The sequence below is a fragment of the Actinomadura sp. GC306 genome, from assembly GCF_004348665.1.
Lineage (GTDB): Bacteria > Actinomycetota > Actinomycetes > Streptosporangiales > Streptosporangiaceae > Spirillospora.
Genome location: NZ_SMKM01000148.1, coordinates 1 through 16041 on the forward strand (window position 1 = coordinate 1; position 16041 = coordinate 16041).

At 72.2% G+C, this 16041-nt stretch carries 11 protein-coding genes; 7 read left to right on the plus strand and 4 right to left on the minus strand.

Annotated elements, in window-relative coordinates; translation table 11 throughout:
* Positions 1-142 precede the first annotated feature (142 nt).
* Positions 143-787, plus strand: a complete 645-nt coding sequence (locus tag E1200_RS20305) for a hypothetical protein (RefSeq protein ID WP_131953632.1) — start codon at positions 143-145, stop codon at positions 785-787.
* Positions 788-836: 49 nt separating this feature from the next.
* Positions 837-1076: a hypothetical protein gene (locus E1200_RS20310; protein WP_131953633.1), complete on the plus strand. Its 240-nt coding sequence runs from the start codon at positions 837-839 to the stop codon at positions 1074-1076.
* A gap of 37 nt (positions 1077-1113) precedes the next feature.
* On the opposite strand, the gene E1200_RS20315 is transcribed toward E1200_RS20310, so the two are convergent.
* A complete protein-coding gene (locus E1200_RS20315; protein WP_207933454.1) occupies positions 1114-2076 on the minus strand; it encodes a hypothetical protein in 963 nt (320 codons plus the stop codon).
* A gap of 289 nt (positions 2077-2365) precedes the next feature.
* Between E1200_RS20315 and E1200_RS20320 the strand changes: the two genes are divergently transcribed.
* Positions 2366-7825 (plus strand): carboxyl transferase domain-containing protein, encoded by a 5460-nt coding sequence (locus E1200_RS20320; RefSeq protein ID WP_131953635.1) that lies wholly within the window; start codon positions 2366-2368, stop codon positions 7823-7825.
* Between the two features lie 39 nt (positions 7826-7864).
* Here E1200_RS20320 and E1200_RS20325 read toward each other — a convergent pair whose 3' ends face one another.
* The 3 genes from E1200_RS20325 to E1200_RS20335 are packed head-to-tail and all read right to left on the minus strand — an operon-like array spanning position 7865 to position 11746.
* Positions 7865-9787, minus strand: coding sequence for a DUF6807 family protein (locus E1200_RS20325; RefSeq protein WP_131953636.1), 1923 nt, complete (start codon positions 9785-9787; stop codon positions 7865-7867).
* The gene (locus E1200_RS20330) at positions 9784-10830 is read right to left on the minus strand and encodes a mandelate racemase/muconate lactonizing enzyme family protein (protein ID WP_131953637.1); all 1047 of its coding nucleotides are present in this window, start codon (positions 10828-10830) and stop codon (positions 9784-9786) included. The genes E1200_RS20325 and E1200_RS20330 overlap by 4 nt, the downstream gene beginning before the upstream one ends.
* Positions 10831-10858: 28 nt before the next feature.
* The gene (locus E1200_RS20335) at positions 10859-11746 is read right to left on the minus strand and encodes an NAD(P)-dependent oxidoreductase (protein ID WP_131953638.1); all 888 of its coding nucleotides are present in this window, start codon (positions 11744-11746) and stop codon (positions 10859-10861) included.
* 145 nt (positions 11747-11891) lie between these two features.
* On the opposite strand from E1200_RS20335, the gene E1200_RS20340 reads away from it, so the two are divergent.
* The 4 genes from E1200_RS20340 (at position 11892) to E1200_RS20355 (ending at position 16022) form a co-directional block, all read left to right on the plus strand.
* Complete coding sequence (locus E1200_RS20340; RefSeq protein WP_131953639.1) at positions 11892-12890, plus strand: LacI family DNA-binding transcriptional regulator; 999 nt, start codon at positions 11892-11894, stop codon at positions 12888-12890.
* 13 nt (positions 12891-12903) lie between these two features.
* Positions 12904-13920, plus strand: coding sequence for an aldose epimerase family protein (locus tag E1200_RS20345; RefSeq protein WP_131953640.1), 1017 nt, complete (start codon positions 12904-12906; stop codon positions 13918-13920).
* A 208-nt stretch (positions 13921-14128) separates the two neighbouring features.
* Positions 14129-15124, plus strand: a complete 996-nt coding sequence (locus E1200_RS20350) for a sugar ABC transporter permease (protein WP_131953641.1) — start codon at positions 14129-14131, stop codon at positions 15122-15124.
* 127 nt (positions 15125-15251) lie between these two features.
* A complete protein-coding gene (locus E1200_RS20355) occupies positions 15252-16022 on the plus strand; it encodes a carbohydrate ABC transporter permease (protein WP_243708714.1) in 771 nt (256 codons plus the stop codon).
* Positions 16023-16041 lie beyond the last annotated feature (19 nt).

Consider the following 16041-nt stretch of genomic DNA (forward strand, 5'->3'; position numbering starts at 1 on the left):
CGCCCACGCCCCGGACGGGGACGCCGCCCGCCACCCCCGCACTCGACCGGGCGCAAACCGGCCATGGCCACATTCGCCCATGGCCTTCGCAAAAATGATCTGTCAGCATCATCGGCAGGTGCCGGTCGCGTGAGGTGAAGCGATGCCGCATATCTCTCCCCGCCCGCTCGGATACGTCGAAGCGGCGAAGGAAGTGCGGACGATCGCCGCGCCGCTCCTCACCGCGGCCGCCCTTTCACTCACCGGAGTCGTGGCCGCAGCGCACGATGACAACTTCCGCTGGCCGGGACTGACCCTCCTGATCCTCATCATCGCGTCCTTGTCATTCATAGCCAGCATGCAGTTGCATTTCTATGCCCGCCAGTACCTGTATTCGATCGCCGATATCGAGGACTGGCACGGGAGCGATATCGCCTCCGCGGACCCCGACCGCTATGGGGCACTACTCGCTCAGCAGGGCGATGACTTCAGCAAGTGGAAGAAACTCAACAACGGCGCGACCGGTTCCTTCAACGCGGGCACTCTGCTGCTCGCCTCCGGCATCGCACTCGCCCTGATACCACATGTCGGCAGGGAGATGGAGTGGCGATGGGCGGCCGTGGCATTGATCGTCGCGTGCACGCTCATCGACCTGGCCTGGATCATCTACCTGTACTTCGAGAGCAAGCAGTACACGCTCAGGTCAGCTGAGCGGGAAATGCGCGCGGTGAACCGCCCCGAAGCGGAAAGAGGAGGGAAAAGTGACCAGCGAGGCTACTATACTCCCGGGCTCCCAACCGATCTATGATGGGGCTGCCGACTGCCGTGGCGACGCCAACGGCAAACGATGCCCGGCCTTGGTCCACAAACCGGTCAAGGAAGATACCCTCAAGGCTTGGCATGCAGCCTTGAAAAGCGGGCAGGAGGCGACGGCGGCCTATCTCAAGAAGTTCAACGCCAAGGTCGAGCACCGGAACGGCTGCCGATTCCGCAACCTGCCGCCGTCGGTACACCATTGGGCCCGCTCGCCCGAAAGAGGTTACAACGATCTCCTTGGAGAAGCAGAGCGGGTGAAGGACATGGGCCACCTTCCCTGAGGCACCACCACGACGGCCGGCGACGTGTTCTCCACGGCTATGCGGTGCCGCCGGTCTCCGCCTGGCCGGGACGGCCATGATCGTAGGGCAGGTCGGCGGCACGGTCGGCCAGCGCATCGGAGATGCGCTGGAAGAGGTCCCATTCGCCTTCCCGGTCCGGTAGCGGATGGTGCATCGCTCGCACGAGGTCGAAGCGATGCAGGTCGTAGACGACGTGCATCAGGTGCGCATACCCCTGAGCGGCCGTCACCGCGCCCTTGTAGGCCAGGGCCGCCGCGCCGAGCGAACCGGCGGGAAGCCACCACATGCCGGGTTCGTCGAGCACCGCCGCCCCGGAGACGACACCGCAGGCCGAGAAGCTGTAACAGAGGTTGACGGCCGTGTCCAAGGTGTCGCGAGCGGAGCTGACCACGGCCGCCAGAGGGCGGGACATCTGCGGATAGATACGAGGCCAGGACGTCAGCGTCGTCAACCCGTAGCGCTCCCCCGCGCGCAGTTCGCCCGCCCGCAGGGCGTTGCCGAGTGCCGTGGGAAGCAGCGTCTCGGACGGCGGCAGGGCGGCAAGGCGGTGCGCTCCGTCCGCGCGCGCCCATTCCCGGGCGGTGGCCGCTCGGCGTCCTCGCTCACTCGGGGACTCGGTCGGAGGCGTCGCCGGGTCGCGCTCGTCCGCTGAAACCGGCAGGTCGGCTCCCAGGACGGTGGCCTCCGGCACGATGGCCTCCAGCGACCGCCGCCTGCGCCGCTGGTACCGCACCATGACACCGGCGAGGCGGGCCGTCGCCGTCCAGCGGCCCCAGTACCCCTCCAGCATCCGGACCGCCCGGATCTGGAAGGGATGAAGGAGCAGCCCGAGGACGGCGGCGCAGGAGCAGATCCCGAATGCGGCCCCGGCGATCCCGGCCAGGGTGTGCGGTACGGCGTCCCCCCAGCGCCCGTGCCCAGAGAAGGCGTCAGCCCGGAGCAGCGCCCAGACACACGCGACGAAGATGGCGTGGGGCACGAATCCCACCGACAATGCCCGTCGCACTGAGCCCGTCCTCCCCAGCCGTCACAAGAGGACAAGTTAGGCGATTCGCCCCCGTCCAGGTGCACGGCCGGGATCATGCGCTCGCCATCGGCATGCCGGCGAGGCCGGGGCAGGGGGTGGTTTTGAAGGTTCTCCACAATTCGAGCGGCGCAGCATGAGTCGTGTCCGGCATGGCGCGGCGGGCCGAGGGGCGGAAGGGTGTTGCCTGCCGGGACTGTCGTGTCGCGGTGTGCAGCGTCGGTCTGGAGAAGGGCTCGGTCGGGTGTTCAGTCGTGTCGCCATCGTCAACCGTGGTGAGGCCGCCATGCGGCTCATTCACGCCGTGCGGGACATCACCGCGGAGACCGGGACGCGGATCGAGACCGTCGCCCTGCACACCGACGTCGATCGGGCCGCCACGTTCGTGCGGGAGGCGGACCTCGCCTATGAGCTCGGGCCGGCGTCCGCGCGTCCCTATCTCGACATGAAGGTGCTGGAGCGGGCGCTGGTGGAGACCGGAGCCAATGCCGCGTGGGTGGGGTGGGGGTTCGTCGCGGAGGATCCGGCGTTCGCCGAGCTCTGCGAGCGGCTCGGGGTGACCTTCGTCGGGCCGAGCCCGGACGCGATGCGCAAGCTCGGAGACAAGATCGGCGCGAAGCTGATCGCCGAGGAGGTCGGGGTTCCGGTCGCGCCGTGGAGCCGCGGTCCGGTCGAGACGCTCGACGCGGCGCTCGCGGCGGCGGAGAAGATCGGGTACCCGCTGATGCTCAAGGCGACCGCGGGCGGGGGCGGGCGCGGCATCCGGGTGGTCACCGACGCGGACGAGCTCGCCGACGCCTACGAGCGCACCAGTCAGGAGGCCGCGCGGGCGTTCGGCAGCGGGGTCGTCTTCCTGGAGCGGCTGGTGACCGAGGCGCGGCACGTCGAGGTCCAGGTGATCGCGGACGGGCAGGGGACGGCGTGGGCGCTCGGCGTCCGCGACTGCTCGGTGCAGCGGCGCAACCAGAAGATCATCGAGGAGTCGGCGTCGCCGGTGCTCGGGGCGGCGCAGGTGGCGGAGCTGAAGGCGTCGGCGGAGCGGCTCGCCCTCGCGGTCGGGTACCGCGGCGCCGCGACCGTCGAGTTCCTGTACCACCCCGGTGACCGGCTGTTCGCGTTCCTTGAGGTGAACACCCGGCTCCAGGTCGAGCACCCGATCACCGAGGCGACCACCGGGTTCGACCTCGTCAAGGCGCAGCTGCACGTGGCGGCGGGCGGGCGGCTCGAGGGGGAGCCGCCGGTGGAGCGGGGGCACGCGATCGAGGCGCGGCTGAACGCCGAGGACCCCGACCGCGACTTCGCGCCGTCGCCGGGCCGCATCGCGCGGCTGGACCTGCCGGCCGGGCCGGGCATCCGGGTCGACACCGGGGTCGGCGAGGGCGACACCATTCCCGCCGACTTCGACTCGATGATCGCGAAGATCATCGCCTACGGCGCCGACCGGGCGGAGGCGCTCGGGCGGCTGCGCCGGGCGATGGCGGAGACCACCGTGATCATCGAGGGCGGGGCGACGAACAAGAGCTTCGTGCTCGACCTGCTCGACCGGCCCGAGGTGATCGACGCGAGCGCCGACACCGGGTGGATCGACCGCGTCCGCGAGGCGGGCGGATTGGTCACGCACCGACACTCCGCCGTCGCGCTGGCCGCCGCCGCCATTGAGGCGTACGAGGAGGAGGAGCGCGCCGAGCGGCAGCGGCTGCTGTCGACGGCGTTCGGCGGGCGCCCGCAGGTGCAGCACGAGAGCGGACGCCCCCTCGACCTCAAGCTGCGCGGCGCCGGGTACCGGGTGCGGGTCGCGCGGATCGGCGCGGACCGGTTCCGGGTGGGCGTGGAGGCGGGCGGCGATGTCCGCACCGCCGACGTCGAGCTGGAGCGCTTCGACCGGCACACCGGGCAGATCGTCGTGAACGGCACCCGGCACCGGCTCCTCACGGGCACGCACGGCCCGATCCACCTGGTCGAGGTCGACGGCGTGGCGCACCGCGTCAGCCGCGACGAGGGCGGCGTGATCCGCTCCCCCGCACCCGCGCTGGTCGTGGACACGCCGCTGAAGGCGGGCGCGGAGGTCGAGGCGGGCGCGCCGATCCTGGTGCTGGAGAGCATGAAGATGGAGACGGTGCTGCGGGCGCCGTTCAAGGCGCGGCTGAAGGAATGCGCCGTGTCCGTGGGCAGCCAGGTGGAGACCGGCGCGCCGCTGCTGCGGCTGGAGCCGCTCGCCGACGACGACGGCGCGGACGAGGAGGTCGCGTCCGCCGCCGTCGAACTGGATCTGCCGGCTGCGCCGGAGCGGGTCCCGGCCAGGGTGCGGCTCATCCGCGCCCAGGAGGACGTGCGCGGCCTGCTGCTGGGCTTCGACGTCGACCCGCACGACGAGGGCCGGGTGCTGGACGACTACATGGCCGCCCGCCGCGCCGCCCTCGCGGAGGGGCACCGGCCGCTGGCCGAGGAGATCGGGCTCATCGACGTGTTCGCCGACCTCGCCGAGCTGAGCCGCAACCGGCCCGCGGGCGGCGGCGACGGGAACGGCCACGTCCACAGCGCGCGGGAGCACTTCCACAGCTACCTGCAGTGCCTGGACGTCGAGCGGGCGGGGCTGCCGAAGGCGTTCCAGGACGAGCTGTCCACCGCGCTCGGGCACTACGGCGTCACCGACCTCGAACGCTCCCCCGAGCTGGAGGCCGCGGTCTTCCGGATCTTCCTCGCGCAGCAGCGGGCGGCGGCCGACGCCGCGGCCATCGCGGCGCTGCTGCGGAGCTGGATGCAGGAGCCGCCGCCGGAGGAGGCGCTGCGCGAACCCGCCGGGCTCGCGCTGGAGCGGCTGATCGCCGCGACGCAGATCCGCTTCCCGGTGGTGTACGACCTCGCGTGCGGCGTGGTGTTCGCCTGGTTCGCGCAGCCGCTGCTGCGCCGCAACCGCGCCCGCGTCTACGCCGACGTCCGCCGGCACCTGCGGCACCTGGACGCCGACCCGGACGCGCCGGACCGCGCCGGCCGCATCGCCGAGATGGTGCGCAGCACCGAGCCGCTGGTGCGGCTGCTCGGGCAGCGCCTCGTCCGCCACGACCGGGACAACTCGGTCCTGCTGGAGGTGCTGACCCGGCGGTACTACGGCAACAAGGGCCTCACCGGCGTCCGCACTAGCGAGGCCGCGGGCTGCCGGTTCGTGGTCGCCGAGCGCGACGGCAGGCACCTCGTCTCCGCGGCGGTCGGCTTCGACGCGCTCGGCGGCGCGCTGCGCGGGCTCGCGGAGCTGGCGGACGGCGCGCCGGCCGTGGACGCCGACATCTACCTCTCCTGGGAGGGGCAGCCGGAGGACTTCGACGCGATGGCGGCGGCGCTGCACGAGGTCATCAACGCGCACCCGCTGCCGGCCGGCGTCCAGCGCGTCACCGCCACCGTCGCGGGCAGCAGCGGCGCGGTGATGCACCACCACTTCACGTTCCGCCCGTCCGGCACGGGGATGGCCGAGGAGCGGCTGATCCGGGGCCTGCACCCGTACATCGCGCAGCGGATGAAGATGGAGCGGCTCGAGAAGTTCGACCTGACGCGGCTGCGGTCGTCGGACGAGGAGGTGTACCTCTACCGGGCGGTGGCGCGGGAGAACCCGTCCGACGACCGGCTCGTCGCGTTCGCGCAGGTCCGCGACCTGGCCGAGCTGCGCGACCACGACGGGCGGCTGCTGACCCTGCCGACCGCGGAGTACACGATCGCGTCCTGCGTCGACTCGATCCGCCGGGCGCAGTCGCGGCGGACGGGCAAGAACCGGTTCCCCACCAACCGGATCGTGATCTACGTCTGGCCGCCGAGCGAGCTCACCCGCGCGGAGCTGGAGATGCTGGCCAAGCGCGTCGTGCCGACCACCGCGGGCGCCGGGCTGGAGGAGATCCTGCTCATCGGGCGGCAGCGGGACCCGGTGACCGGCGACCCGCGCAAGATCTCCGTGCGGATCGTGTTCGACGCGACCGGCGGCACCAAGGTGCGGGTCGGCGAGCCGTCCGACGAGCCCGTCGAGCCGCTGGACGGCTACCGGCAGAAGGTACTGCGCGCGAGCAGCCGCAACACCGTGTACCCGTACGAGCTGACCCGGCTGCTCGGCGACTTCGTCGAGTACGACCTGGACTCCGCCGGCGCGCTGGCACCGGTCGACCGGCCGAAGGGCGGCAACACCGCGGCGATCGTCGCGGGCGTTGTCACCACGAAGACCCGGCTGCACCCGCGGGGCGTCACCCGGGTCGTGCTGCTCGGCGACCCGACGAAGGCGCTCGGCGCGCTGTCGGAGCCGGAGTGCCGCCGCGTGATCGCCGCGCTGGACCTGGCGGAGCGGATGCGGGTGCCGCTGGAGTGGTACGCGCTGTCCGCGGGCGCCCGGATCTCCATGGAGTCCGGCACGGAGAACATGGACTGGGTCGCCGCCGCGCTCAAGCGGATCGTGGAGTTCACCCAGGACGGCGGCGAGATCAACATCGTGGTCGCGGGCATCAACGTCGGCGCGCAGCCGTACTGGAACGCCGAGGCGACGATGCTCATGCACACCAAGGGCGTCCTCGTGATGACGCCGGACTCGGCGATGGTGCTGACCGGCAAGCAGTCGCTCGACTTCTCCGGCGGTGTGTCCGCCGAGGACAACTTCGGCATCGGCGGCTACGACCGGGTGATGGGCCCGAACGGCCAGGCGCAGTACTGGGCGCCGAACCTGGCCGCCGCGCGGGACGTGCTCATGGCGCACTACGCCCACACCTACGTCGCGCCGGACGAGGACGCACCGCGCCGCGCCACCACCACCGACCCGGTCGACCGCGACATCTCCGACTTCCCGCATGTCATCGCGGGCAGCGAGTTCAGCACGGTCGGCGAGATCTTCTCCGCCGAGGCCAACCCGGACCGCAAGAAGCCGTTCGACATCCGCACCGTGATGCGGGCGCTGTCCGACCAGGACCACCCGGTCCTGGAGCGCTGGGCGGGGATGGCGGACGCGGAGACCGCGGCCGTCCAGGACGTCCACCTCGGCGGCATCCCGGTGTGCCTGCTCGGCATCGAGTCGCAGTCGGTGCCGCGGCGCGGGTTCCCGCCGACCGACGGCCCCGACGCCTACACCGCGGGCACCCTGTTCCCGCGGTCGTCGAAGAAGGCCGCGCGGGCGATCAACGCGGCCAGCGGCAACCGGCCGCTGGTGGTGCTGGCGAACCTGTCGGGCTTCGACGGCTCGCCCGAGTCGATGCGCAAGCTCCAGCTGGAGTACGGCGCGGAGATCGGCCGCGCGATCGTGAACTTCCGCGGGCCGATCGTGTTCTGCGTGATCTCGCGGTACCACGGCGGCGCGTTCGTGGTGTTCTCCAAGGCGCTGAACGCGAACATGACCGTGCTGGCGGTGGAGGGGTCGTTCGCGTCGGTGCTCGGCGGCGCGCCCGCCGCCGCGGTGGTGTTCTCCGGCGACGTCAACGCCCGCACCGCGGCCGACCCGCGGGTGCGCGACCTGGAGGCCCGGGTCGCCGCCGCGGGCGGTCCCGAGCGGGCGGTGCTGACCGCCGAGCTGGAGGAGCTGCGCGCGGCGGTCCGGGCGGAGAAGCTCGGCGAGGTCGCCGCGGAGTTCGACCGCGTCCACGACATCCACCGCGCCGTCGAGGTCGGTTCCGTGGACGCCGTCGTCCGCGCCGCGGAGCTGCGGCCCCGCGTCATCGAGGCGATCGAGGCCCGCCTGGGCTGAGTACCCGTACCGGCCAGAGCCCTCGCGTCATCGAGGCGATCAAAGTCCGCCTGGTGACGGGCACAGCGCGCTGACCGCGTCGGCGGCCTGGCCCTGGGTGAACCGTCCGTCGGCGACGACGACGGTGAGCGCCCGGGTCAGGCCGTCCTCGGCGGTCAGGGGCTTGTCCCAGGCGAGGGCGGGGCCGACGCCGGGGTATTCGGCGACGCGCACGAACCAGGGGTCGAGCCCTTCGGTCTGGACGAACACCAGGCTCCACGCGTCCGAGACCAGCGCCAGCCAGGGCGTGACGCTGCCGTGCACGGCGTCCTCGCCGGACGCCTCGCCGGTGAAGACCGCCAGGCCGGCGGAGTCCTTGGGCGCGCGCCAGAAGAACCCGCCGTAGCCCGCGCCGGCGCGTCCCTTGCAGGCCGAGCTCTGCAGGACGAGGGGTCTCCCGGTCGAGCCGGTGAGCGTGAACGCGAAGTCCAGCGCCCAAGCGGCGTCGCCGGCGGGACGCGCGGTCAGGGTCCGGTCCTCGGTGGCGAGGACGGCGCCGTCAGGGCCGACCCAGTCGAGGGAGTCGGCATAGCCGCCCGGGACGGGCCTGAGGACGCGCCGCCGCTGCCGCCCATGATTGGGCAGCATCCGCGGACCCTCGCCGCGGACGTAGGTGGAGCCGCCCCAGAAGTTGACCCCGTCCACGTCGGCGATCGCGACACCGGCCCCGAAATGGTGGACGTGATCGGCCGGCCGAGTCTCGGTGACGACGGTCCCGCCGAGGGTCCGGACGGGGTGCAGATGGGGCCGCGGGGCGTCGGTGGCCTGGAGGTCTCCGCGCTGGATGTAGGACGCGACCTCCCGCGCCCCCACCCGCAGCGCGGTCTCCGGCCACGGGTCCGCGACGGTGCCGAGGGCGTCGGGGAAGCCCAGCTCGGAGAGGGTCGCGACGTCCCGCGCCGCGCGGACGGCGAGGCCCTCGATACCCGGCAGCACCAGCCGGGACGGTTCCGGCCGGACGAACCGCCGCTCGACCGGGCGGGGCGGCGGCGCGAGCCGGATCGCGTCGAGCAGCCGGGTGAAGCCGCCGGTGCGGGCGAGCGGCACCAGGAGCGGCGCGCCGTCCCGGATGTGCGCGATGAGGTTGCCGAGCAGGTCGGCCCGCGCGAAGCCGGTCCGCACGCCGCCGGCCTCGATCTCGTCCAGGGTGTAGAAGAGCCGCGCCGACCGGGTCTCGCCGTGGAGGTGGAGGTAGGGCTCGGTGCGCCGGTCCGAGCAGAGCGAGACGGTGATCGCGATGACCGTCCCGTCCGCGAGGCGGACCCGGGCGCTGGAGGTGTCGTCGGACTCGATCGCGTTGGCGCGGTACAGCTCCAGCTCGATGCCGCCGACCGACTCGACGGTGTGCGCCCCGGCCACCGCGAGGGCCGTGGCCACGGCGTGGGCGAACGGGTTGGTGAGCGCCCCGTCCATGACGTCGACCCCGTCGAGCCGCCGCCGGCCCGCCCACGGTGAGCGGGTGAAGTACGTAACCGGCCTGCTCCACGCCCCCGCGACCCCGATGGCGCGGATCGGCTCGCCGAGCAGGTCCCGCGCGGCGGGGATCGCGTGCGAGCCGAGCGACTGGAAGCCGACCTGGCAGCCGAGCCCGGTGCCGGCCACCGCGGCGGCGATCGCGTCGAACTCCGCGACCGACGGCGCGGGCGGCTTCTCCAGCAGCACGTGCGCCCCGGCGCGCAGCGCGGCCACGGCCAGCGGCGCGTGCGTGTGGATCGGGGTGGCGATCACCGCCGCCTCCGCCCCGGTCTCCCGGATCAGCGCCGGCAGGTCCGGCCCGCTCGGCACGTCCAGCCCGGACGGCGGCGCGAGGTCGCACACCCCGGCCAGCTCGGCCCGCCCTGCCGCCGCCAGCCGCCGGACGTTCGCCAGGTGGTTGCGCCCGTAGCCGTTGACCCCGGCGACGACGATCCGCACGGGCCTCACGGCGCGGCCCACCGGGTCGGCGCGCCCGTCGCGCGCAGCTCCGCGCCGGCGATCTCCACCGGGGGCGGGCCGGCGAGCAGCCCGAGGTCGGTGAGCGTGGCGTCCTCCGGCGCCTCCACCATCGCGGGGTGGTGCAGCGCAAGGGCGAGCTGGCCCGACAGCTCGGTGAGCAGGTGCGGGTACACCGGCACGCCGAAGACGCGGGCGAGTTCGGCGATGCGCAGGAACGGGGTGATGCCGCCGACCCGCACCACGTTCGGCTGGACGACGTCGCACGCCCCCGCGGTGAGCAGGTCGCGGAAGCCGTGGGCGGTGGCGACGTTCTCCCCGACCGCGATCGGCGTGCCGATGCTCCGGCGCAGCTCGACGTGGGCGGCGATGTCGTCGGCGGGCAGCGGCTCCTCGATCCAGCAGAGGTCGAACCGCTCCAGGGCCCGCAGCGCGGTGCGGGCGCGGTGCAGGTCCCAGCGCTGGTTGGCGTCGATCATCAGCGCGGTGCCGGGGCCGACGACCTCGCGGACGGCCGCGACCCGGGCGACGTCCTCGGCGAGCGACGGCCGGCCCACCTTGATCTTGACGGCCGGGTATCCGGCGGCGGCCCACCGTCCGGCCTGGGCGGTCAGCTCGTCCAGCGGGTAGTGCAGGTTGATGCCGCTGCCGTAGACGGGGACGGACTCGCGCCGCGCCCCGAGGACGTCCACCAGGGAGCGGTCACCGCAGGCCAGGTCCCACAGCGCGAGATCGACCCCCGCCATCGCGATCGGGACGATTCCGGCCCGCCCCGCCTCACCGAGATGGGCCGACAGCCTGTCCCAGACGACACCGGGGTGTGCTGGGAGCCCGGTCACCGCGTCGCGGACGTCGTGCTCCAGCAGCGCTTTCACCGCGTGCGTCCCGATCTGCGGCGTCCAGGAGATCCCGGTGCCGGTCCGGCCGTCGTCCAGCGTGAGCGTGACGACCAGGACGTGGTTGCACGGAACGTCCGCGCCCCACGGCCGGGCCAGCGGCACCGACCGCGCCGCCACCGACAGGTCCTTGATCATGCCGAGTCCTTGATCATGAGTGGGCTCCTCACACGAGTTCGGTGCGCCAGCTGCGCTTGGCGGTCCAGCCGAGCAGCCGCTCGGCCTTGGCGGAGGAGAACGCGGGCGCGGTGCCGGTGAGCACCCGGGCGGCCTCGGCGGTCGCGGGGAAGAACCGGGGCAGCAGCTCGGCGAGCGGCTCGCGGGCCAGCGCGTCCCCGGCGCCGGCGAAGAACACCTCGCCGTTGCGCTCCAGCCGGGGCAGCTGGGCGAGCAGGGCGCCGATGAACTCGCCGGCGTCCCGGGCGTCGAGGTAGTTGAACAGCGACACGCCGCCGATCTCCGGCCGGTCCAGCCGCTCGCGCAGCGTGTGCCCGGACTGCGTCGGCGCGCCCTCCCACTCCTCGGGCGCGACGACGAAGCAGGGCCGGAACGCCGCCATCCGGGTGCCGGTGGCGGAGCGGGCGAACGCCTGCATGGTCTGCTCGGCGACCAGCTTCGACAGGCTGTAGACGTTCCAGGGCAGCGCCGGGTGCTCCTCGTCCAGCGGCAGGTAGGCGGGCGTCCAGCCGCCGGGCGCGCCGTAGCCGATCACCGTGGGGCTGCTCGCGACGACCAGGCCCGGCACGTCCAGCGCCACCGCCGCCGCGCACACGTTGAACGCGAGCTGGGTGTTGACGCGGAACGTGGTGGCGTCCGTCCGGCCGAAGGGCACCGCGATGGCGGCGAGGTGGACGACCGCGTCCGGCCGGTACCGGGTGATCGCCGAGTGCGCCTCGCCGAGATCGGTGAGGTCGGCGGGCAGGGTCCCGGCGGCCTCCCGCGGGGTGCCCGGGGCGCTGTCGACGCCGATCACCTCGTGGCCGGCGGCCGCCAGCGTGGTGACGACGCTGCGGCCGAGCCGGCCCGCGCTTCCGGTGACGAGCACTCTGCTCACCGCATGGACTCCTTCGGCTGCTGCAACCAGTTGCAGTAACGATCGCCCCGGCAGCCCCCGCCCGTCAAGGCATCAGCGCTCCACCAGTGCAAACGGTCGCGGTGATCGCCCCGAACGTGCAAACGGTTGCGTTAGGGTGGGCGCCATGGCAGTGACTATCCGGGACGTCGCACACGCGTCCGGCGTACACGTGTCGACGGTGTCGCGGACGTTCTCCGCGCCGCACATGGTGAACGCCGAGACGCGGTCCCGGGTGCTGGCGGTGGCGGAGCGGCTCGGCTACCGGCCCAACCGCGCGGCCCGGTCCCTCACCACCGGCCGGACGGGCAACCTCGGGCTGATCGTCGCCGACCTCGCGAACCCGTTCTTCCCCCCGCTGATCAAGGCCGCGCAGGCCGCCGCCCGCGCCCGCGACTACCACCTGTTCGTCGCCGACACCGACGAGGACCCCGCCACCGAGGAGGAGCTCGTGCTGGCGTTCTCCAAGCAGGTCGACGGCATCGTGCTGTGCAGCCCGCGGTCGTCGAACAGGGCGCTGGAGAAGCTCGTCAAGACGATCCCGTTCGTCCTGGTCAACCGGCGGCTGCGCGGGGTGACGACCGTGGTCATGGACGTCGCCCGCGGCGCCCGCACCGCGATGGAGCACCTCGCCGGGCTCGGCCACCGGCGCATCGCCCTCGTGTCCGGGCCGGCCGGCTCGTGGACCAGCGGCGAGATCCGCCGGGCCGTCACGGACATGCCCGGCGTCGAGCCGGTCGTCATCGGCCCCAACGCGCCCACCGAGGAGGGCGGCAGCGCCGTCGCCGGCCGGGTCGCGGCGTCCGGCGCGACCGCCGTGCTCGCCTACAACGACCTCGTCGCCATCGGCCTCATCGAGGGGCTGGACGAACTGGGCGTCGCGGTCCCCGGCGACATCAGCGTGATCGGCGTCGACGGCAGCACCACCGGGCGCCTGTACCGGCCCAAGCTCACCACGGTCGCCATGCCCACGGCCGACGCCGGGCGCATGGCCGTCGACCTGCTCAGCACCTCGATGAGCGCGGCGACCGTCCTGGAGACCCACCTGGTGGTCCGCGAGTCCACCGCCCCGCCCAAGGCTCCGGCCTCCGCCCCCGCGAGAGGTGGGAGCGGCTCCCCCCACTGAAAGGCAGGCCCCCATGGCAGCTCCCGACCACTTCGGCGCCACCCCGGAAGGCGAGCGGGTCGACCGGTACGTGCTGGACAACGGGCGGTTGCGCGTCGCCGTCCTCACCCTCGGCGCGACCGTCCAGCGGCTGGAGGTCGCCGACGGCACCGACGTGGTGCTCGGCCTCGGCTCGGTGGACGACTACCTGAACCGCAGCCGGTACTTCGGCGCGGTCGTCGGCCGCTACGGCAACCGCATCGGCGGCGCCCGGTTCACCCTCGACGGGACGGAGTACCGGCTCGCCGCCAACGACGGCGCGAACAGCCTGCACGGCGGCGTCCGGGGCTTCGACAAGCGGGTGTGGCGCGCCGAGCCGGCGGGTCCCGCCGACCTCCTGCTGAGCCTGGTGAGCCCGGACGGCGAGGAGGGCTACCCCGGCACGCTGGCGGCGAGCGTCCGGTACCTGCTGGACGGCGACACGCTGCGGCTGGAGTACCGCGCGACGACCGACGCCCCGACCGTGCTCAACCTGACCAACCACTCCTACTTCAACCTGGCGGGCGGCGGCGACGTGCGCGGCCACGTGGTGTCGCTGGCGGCCGACCGCTACCTGCCGGTGGACGACGGCAAGATCCCCACGGGCGAGCCGGCCCCGGTGGCCGGGACGCCGTTCGACTTCACCGTCCCCGCCCGCGTGGACGCGCGCCTCGGCGGCCGCTACGACCACTGCTACGTGTTCACGGACGACGCGGGTTCCAGCACGGGTTCCAGCACGGGGTCCGGCGGCGGGGCGCTCCGCGGCAGGGCGACGGTAACCGACCCGGACAGCGGCCGGTCGCTGGAGGTCGCGACCAGCGAGCCGGGCGTGCAGTTCTACACCGGCCACATGCTCGACGGCGCCGCCACCCCGTTCGGCCCGTTCGCGGGCCTGTGCCTGGAGACCCAGCGGTTCCCCGACGCGCCGAACCGCCCGGAGTTCCCGTCGGCGGTGCTGCGCCCCGGCGAGACGCACGTCTCGGTCACCGAGTACCGGTTCGCCGTTTCCTGACCCGGCTGCAAACGGTTGTAGTATCGGACCGGACGGGCGGCAGTCCTGCCGGAAAACTCCACCTGCCGAATCCGTGCTGACCTGCTCAGATTCCAGAACCGGCCGCGACGCAGCGTGAGGTATCTCACTGCAAAGGGTTGACGACATCTCCGCCAGCGCGCTAAGAAAGCGCTATCTCAACACCCTCCGACCCACCGAAGGGCGAGTGATGACGCTTAGGCCCGCCGCGGCCGGTCCGGCGCCGGAGACGGCCGATCCACCGGTCGTGCTCTCCCCCGCGGCGGAGGGCGGCCGCCCTCCCGGACGCCGCAAGAGCTCCCGCACCCGCGCGCAGGCGTGGACCGCCTACCTGTTCCTGGCCCCCTGGTTCCTCGGCCTTTTCGCCATCACGCTCGGCCCGATGATCGCCTCGCTGTACCTGTCGTTCACCGACTACAGCCTGCTGAGCGAGGCGAACTGGGTCGGCCTGGACAACTACGACACGATGTTCACGGCCGACGAGCGCTACCTGAACTCGCTCAAGGTCACGACCGTCTACGTGGTCGTCTCGGTGCCGCTGCAGCTCGCGTTCGCCCTCGCGCTCGCGCTGGCGCTGGACAAGGGGCTGCGCGGGCTGTCGTTCTACCGGTCGATGTTCTACCTGCCCTCGCTGCTCGGCGGCAGCGTGGCGATCTCCATCCTGTGGCGCAAGATCTTCGGGACGGACGGGATCGTCAACACGTTCCTGGGCTGGTTCGGCTACGAAGGCCAGGGCTGGGTGACGAGCCCGGACACCGCGCTGTGGACGCTGATCATCCTGCACGTCTGGACGTTCGGCGCCCCGATGGTGATCTTCCTGGCCGGGCTCCGGCAGATCCCGCAGAACCTCTACGAGGCGGCGCGGGTCGACGGGGCCGGGCGGATCCGGCAGTTCCGCTCGATCACGCTGCCGCTGCTCACGCCGATCATCTTCTTCAACGCCGTGCTCGAAGTGATCAAGTCGTTCCAGTCGTTCACCCAGTCGTTCGTCGTCAGCGGCGGCACCGGCGGACCGGTCGACTCGACCCTCTTCTACACGCTCTACCTCTACCTCAAGGGCTTCAAGAACTACGAGATGGGCTACGCGGCCGCCATGGCGTGGGTGCTGCTCCTCATCATCGGGGCCCTGACCGCCGTCAACTTCCTCATGTCTCGATTCTGGGTCTTCTATGGCGACGACAAGTAAGCCGCCGGCGAGCGGCCGGGCGGGCGGGCGCGGCGGCCGGCGCGGGACGGGCGGGCGCACGCCGCTGCTGTTCCGCCCCGCCTCACGGCTGACCAAGCACGCGCTGCTGATCGTGTTCGGGCTGTTCATGCTCTACCCGCTGCTGTGGATGCTCTCCAGCTCGGTCAAGCCGGAGGAGCTGATCTTCCGGGAGCCGGGGCTGGTCCCGTCCGAGGTGACCGCCGAGAACTACTCCGGCGGCTGGGACGCGCTCAAGCACTCCTTCGGCTACTACATGTGGAACTCGGCCGTCATCACCGGGCTGGCGGTCGTCGGCAACCTGCTGGCCTGCTCGCTGGCGGCCTACGCGTTCGCGCGGCTGGAGTTCCCGTTCAAGAAGCTCTGGTTCGCGATCATGCTGGTGTCGATCATGCTGCCGCACCACGTGACGGTCGTGCCGCAGTACATCGCGTTCAACAAGATCGACTGGATCAACACGATCTGGCCGATCGTGGTGCCGAAGTTCCTGGCCACCGACGCGTTCTTCATCTTCCTGATGGTGCAGTTCATCCGCACCCTCCCACGGGAGCTGGACGAGGCGGCCGCGATCGACGGCGCGGGGCACTTCCGCACGTTCTGGCAGGTGGTGATGCCGCTGTGCGTCCCCGCGCTGGCCACCACGGCGATCTTCACGTTCATCTGGACGTGGAACGACTTCTTCACCCAGAACCTCTACCTCACCAATTCCGACAACCTCACGGCCCCGGTCGCGCTGCGCCATTTCATGGACACCAGCGGCGACTCCTCCTGGGGCCCGATGTTCGCGATGTCGATCGTCTCGATCGGCCCCATCTTCGGCTTCTTCCTGGCCGGCCAGAAATACCTCGTCCGAGGCATCTCGACCACCGGCCTCAAGTAGCGCCCCTTTTCACGACCCC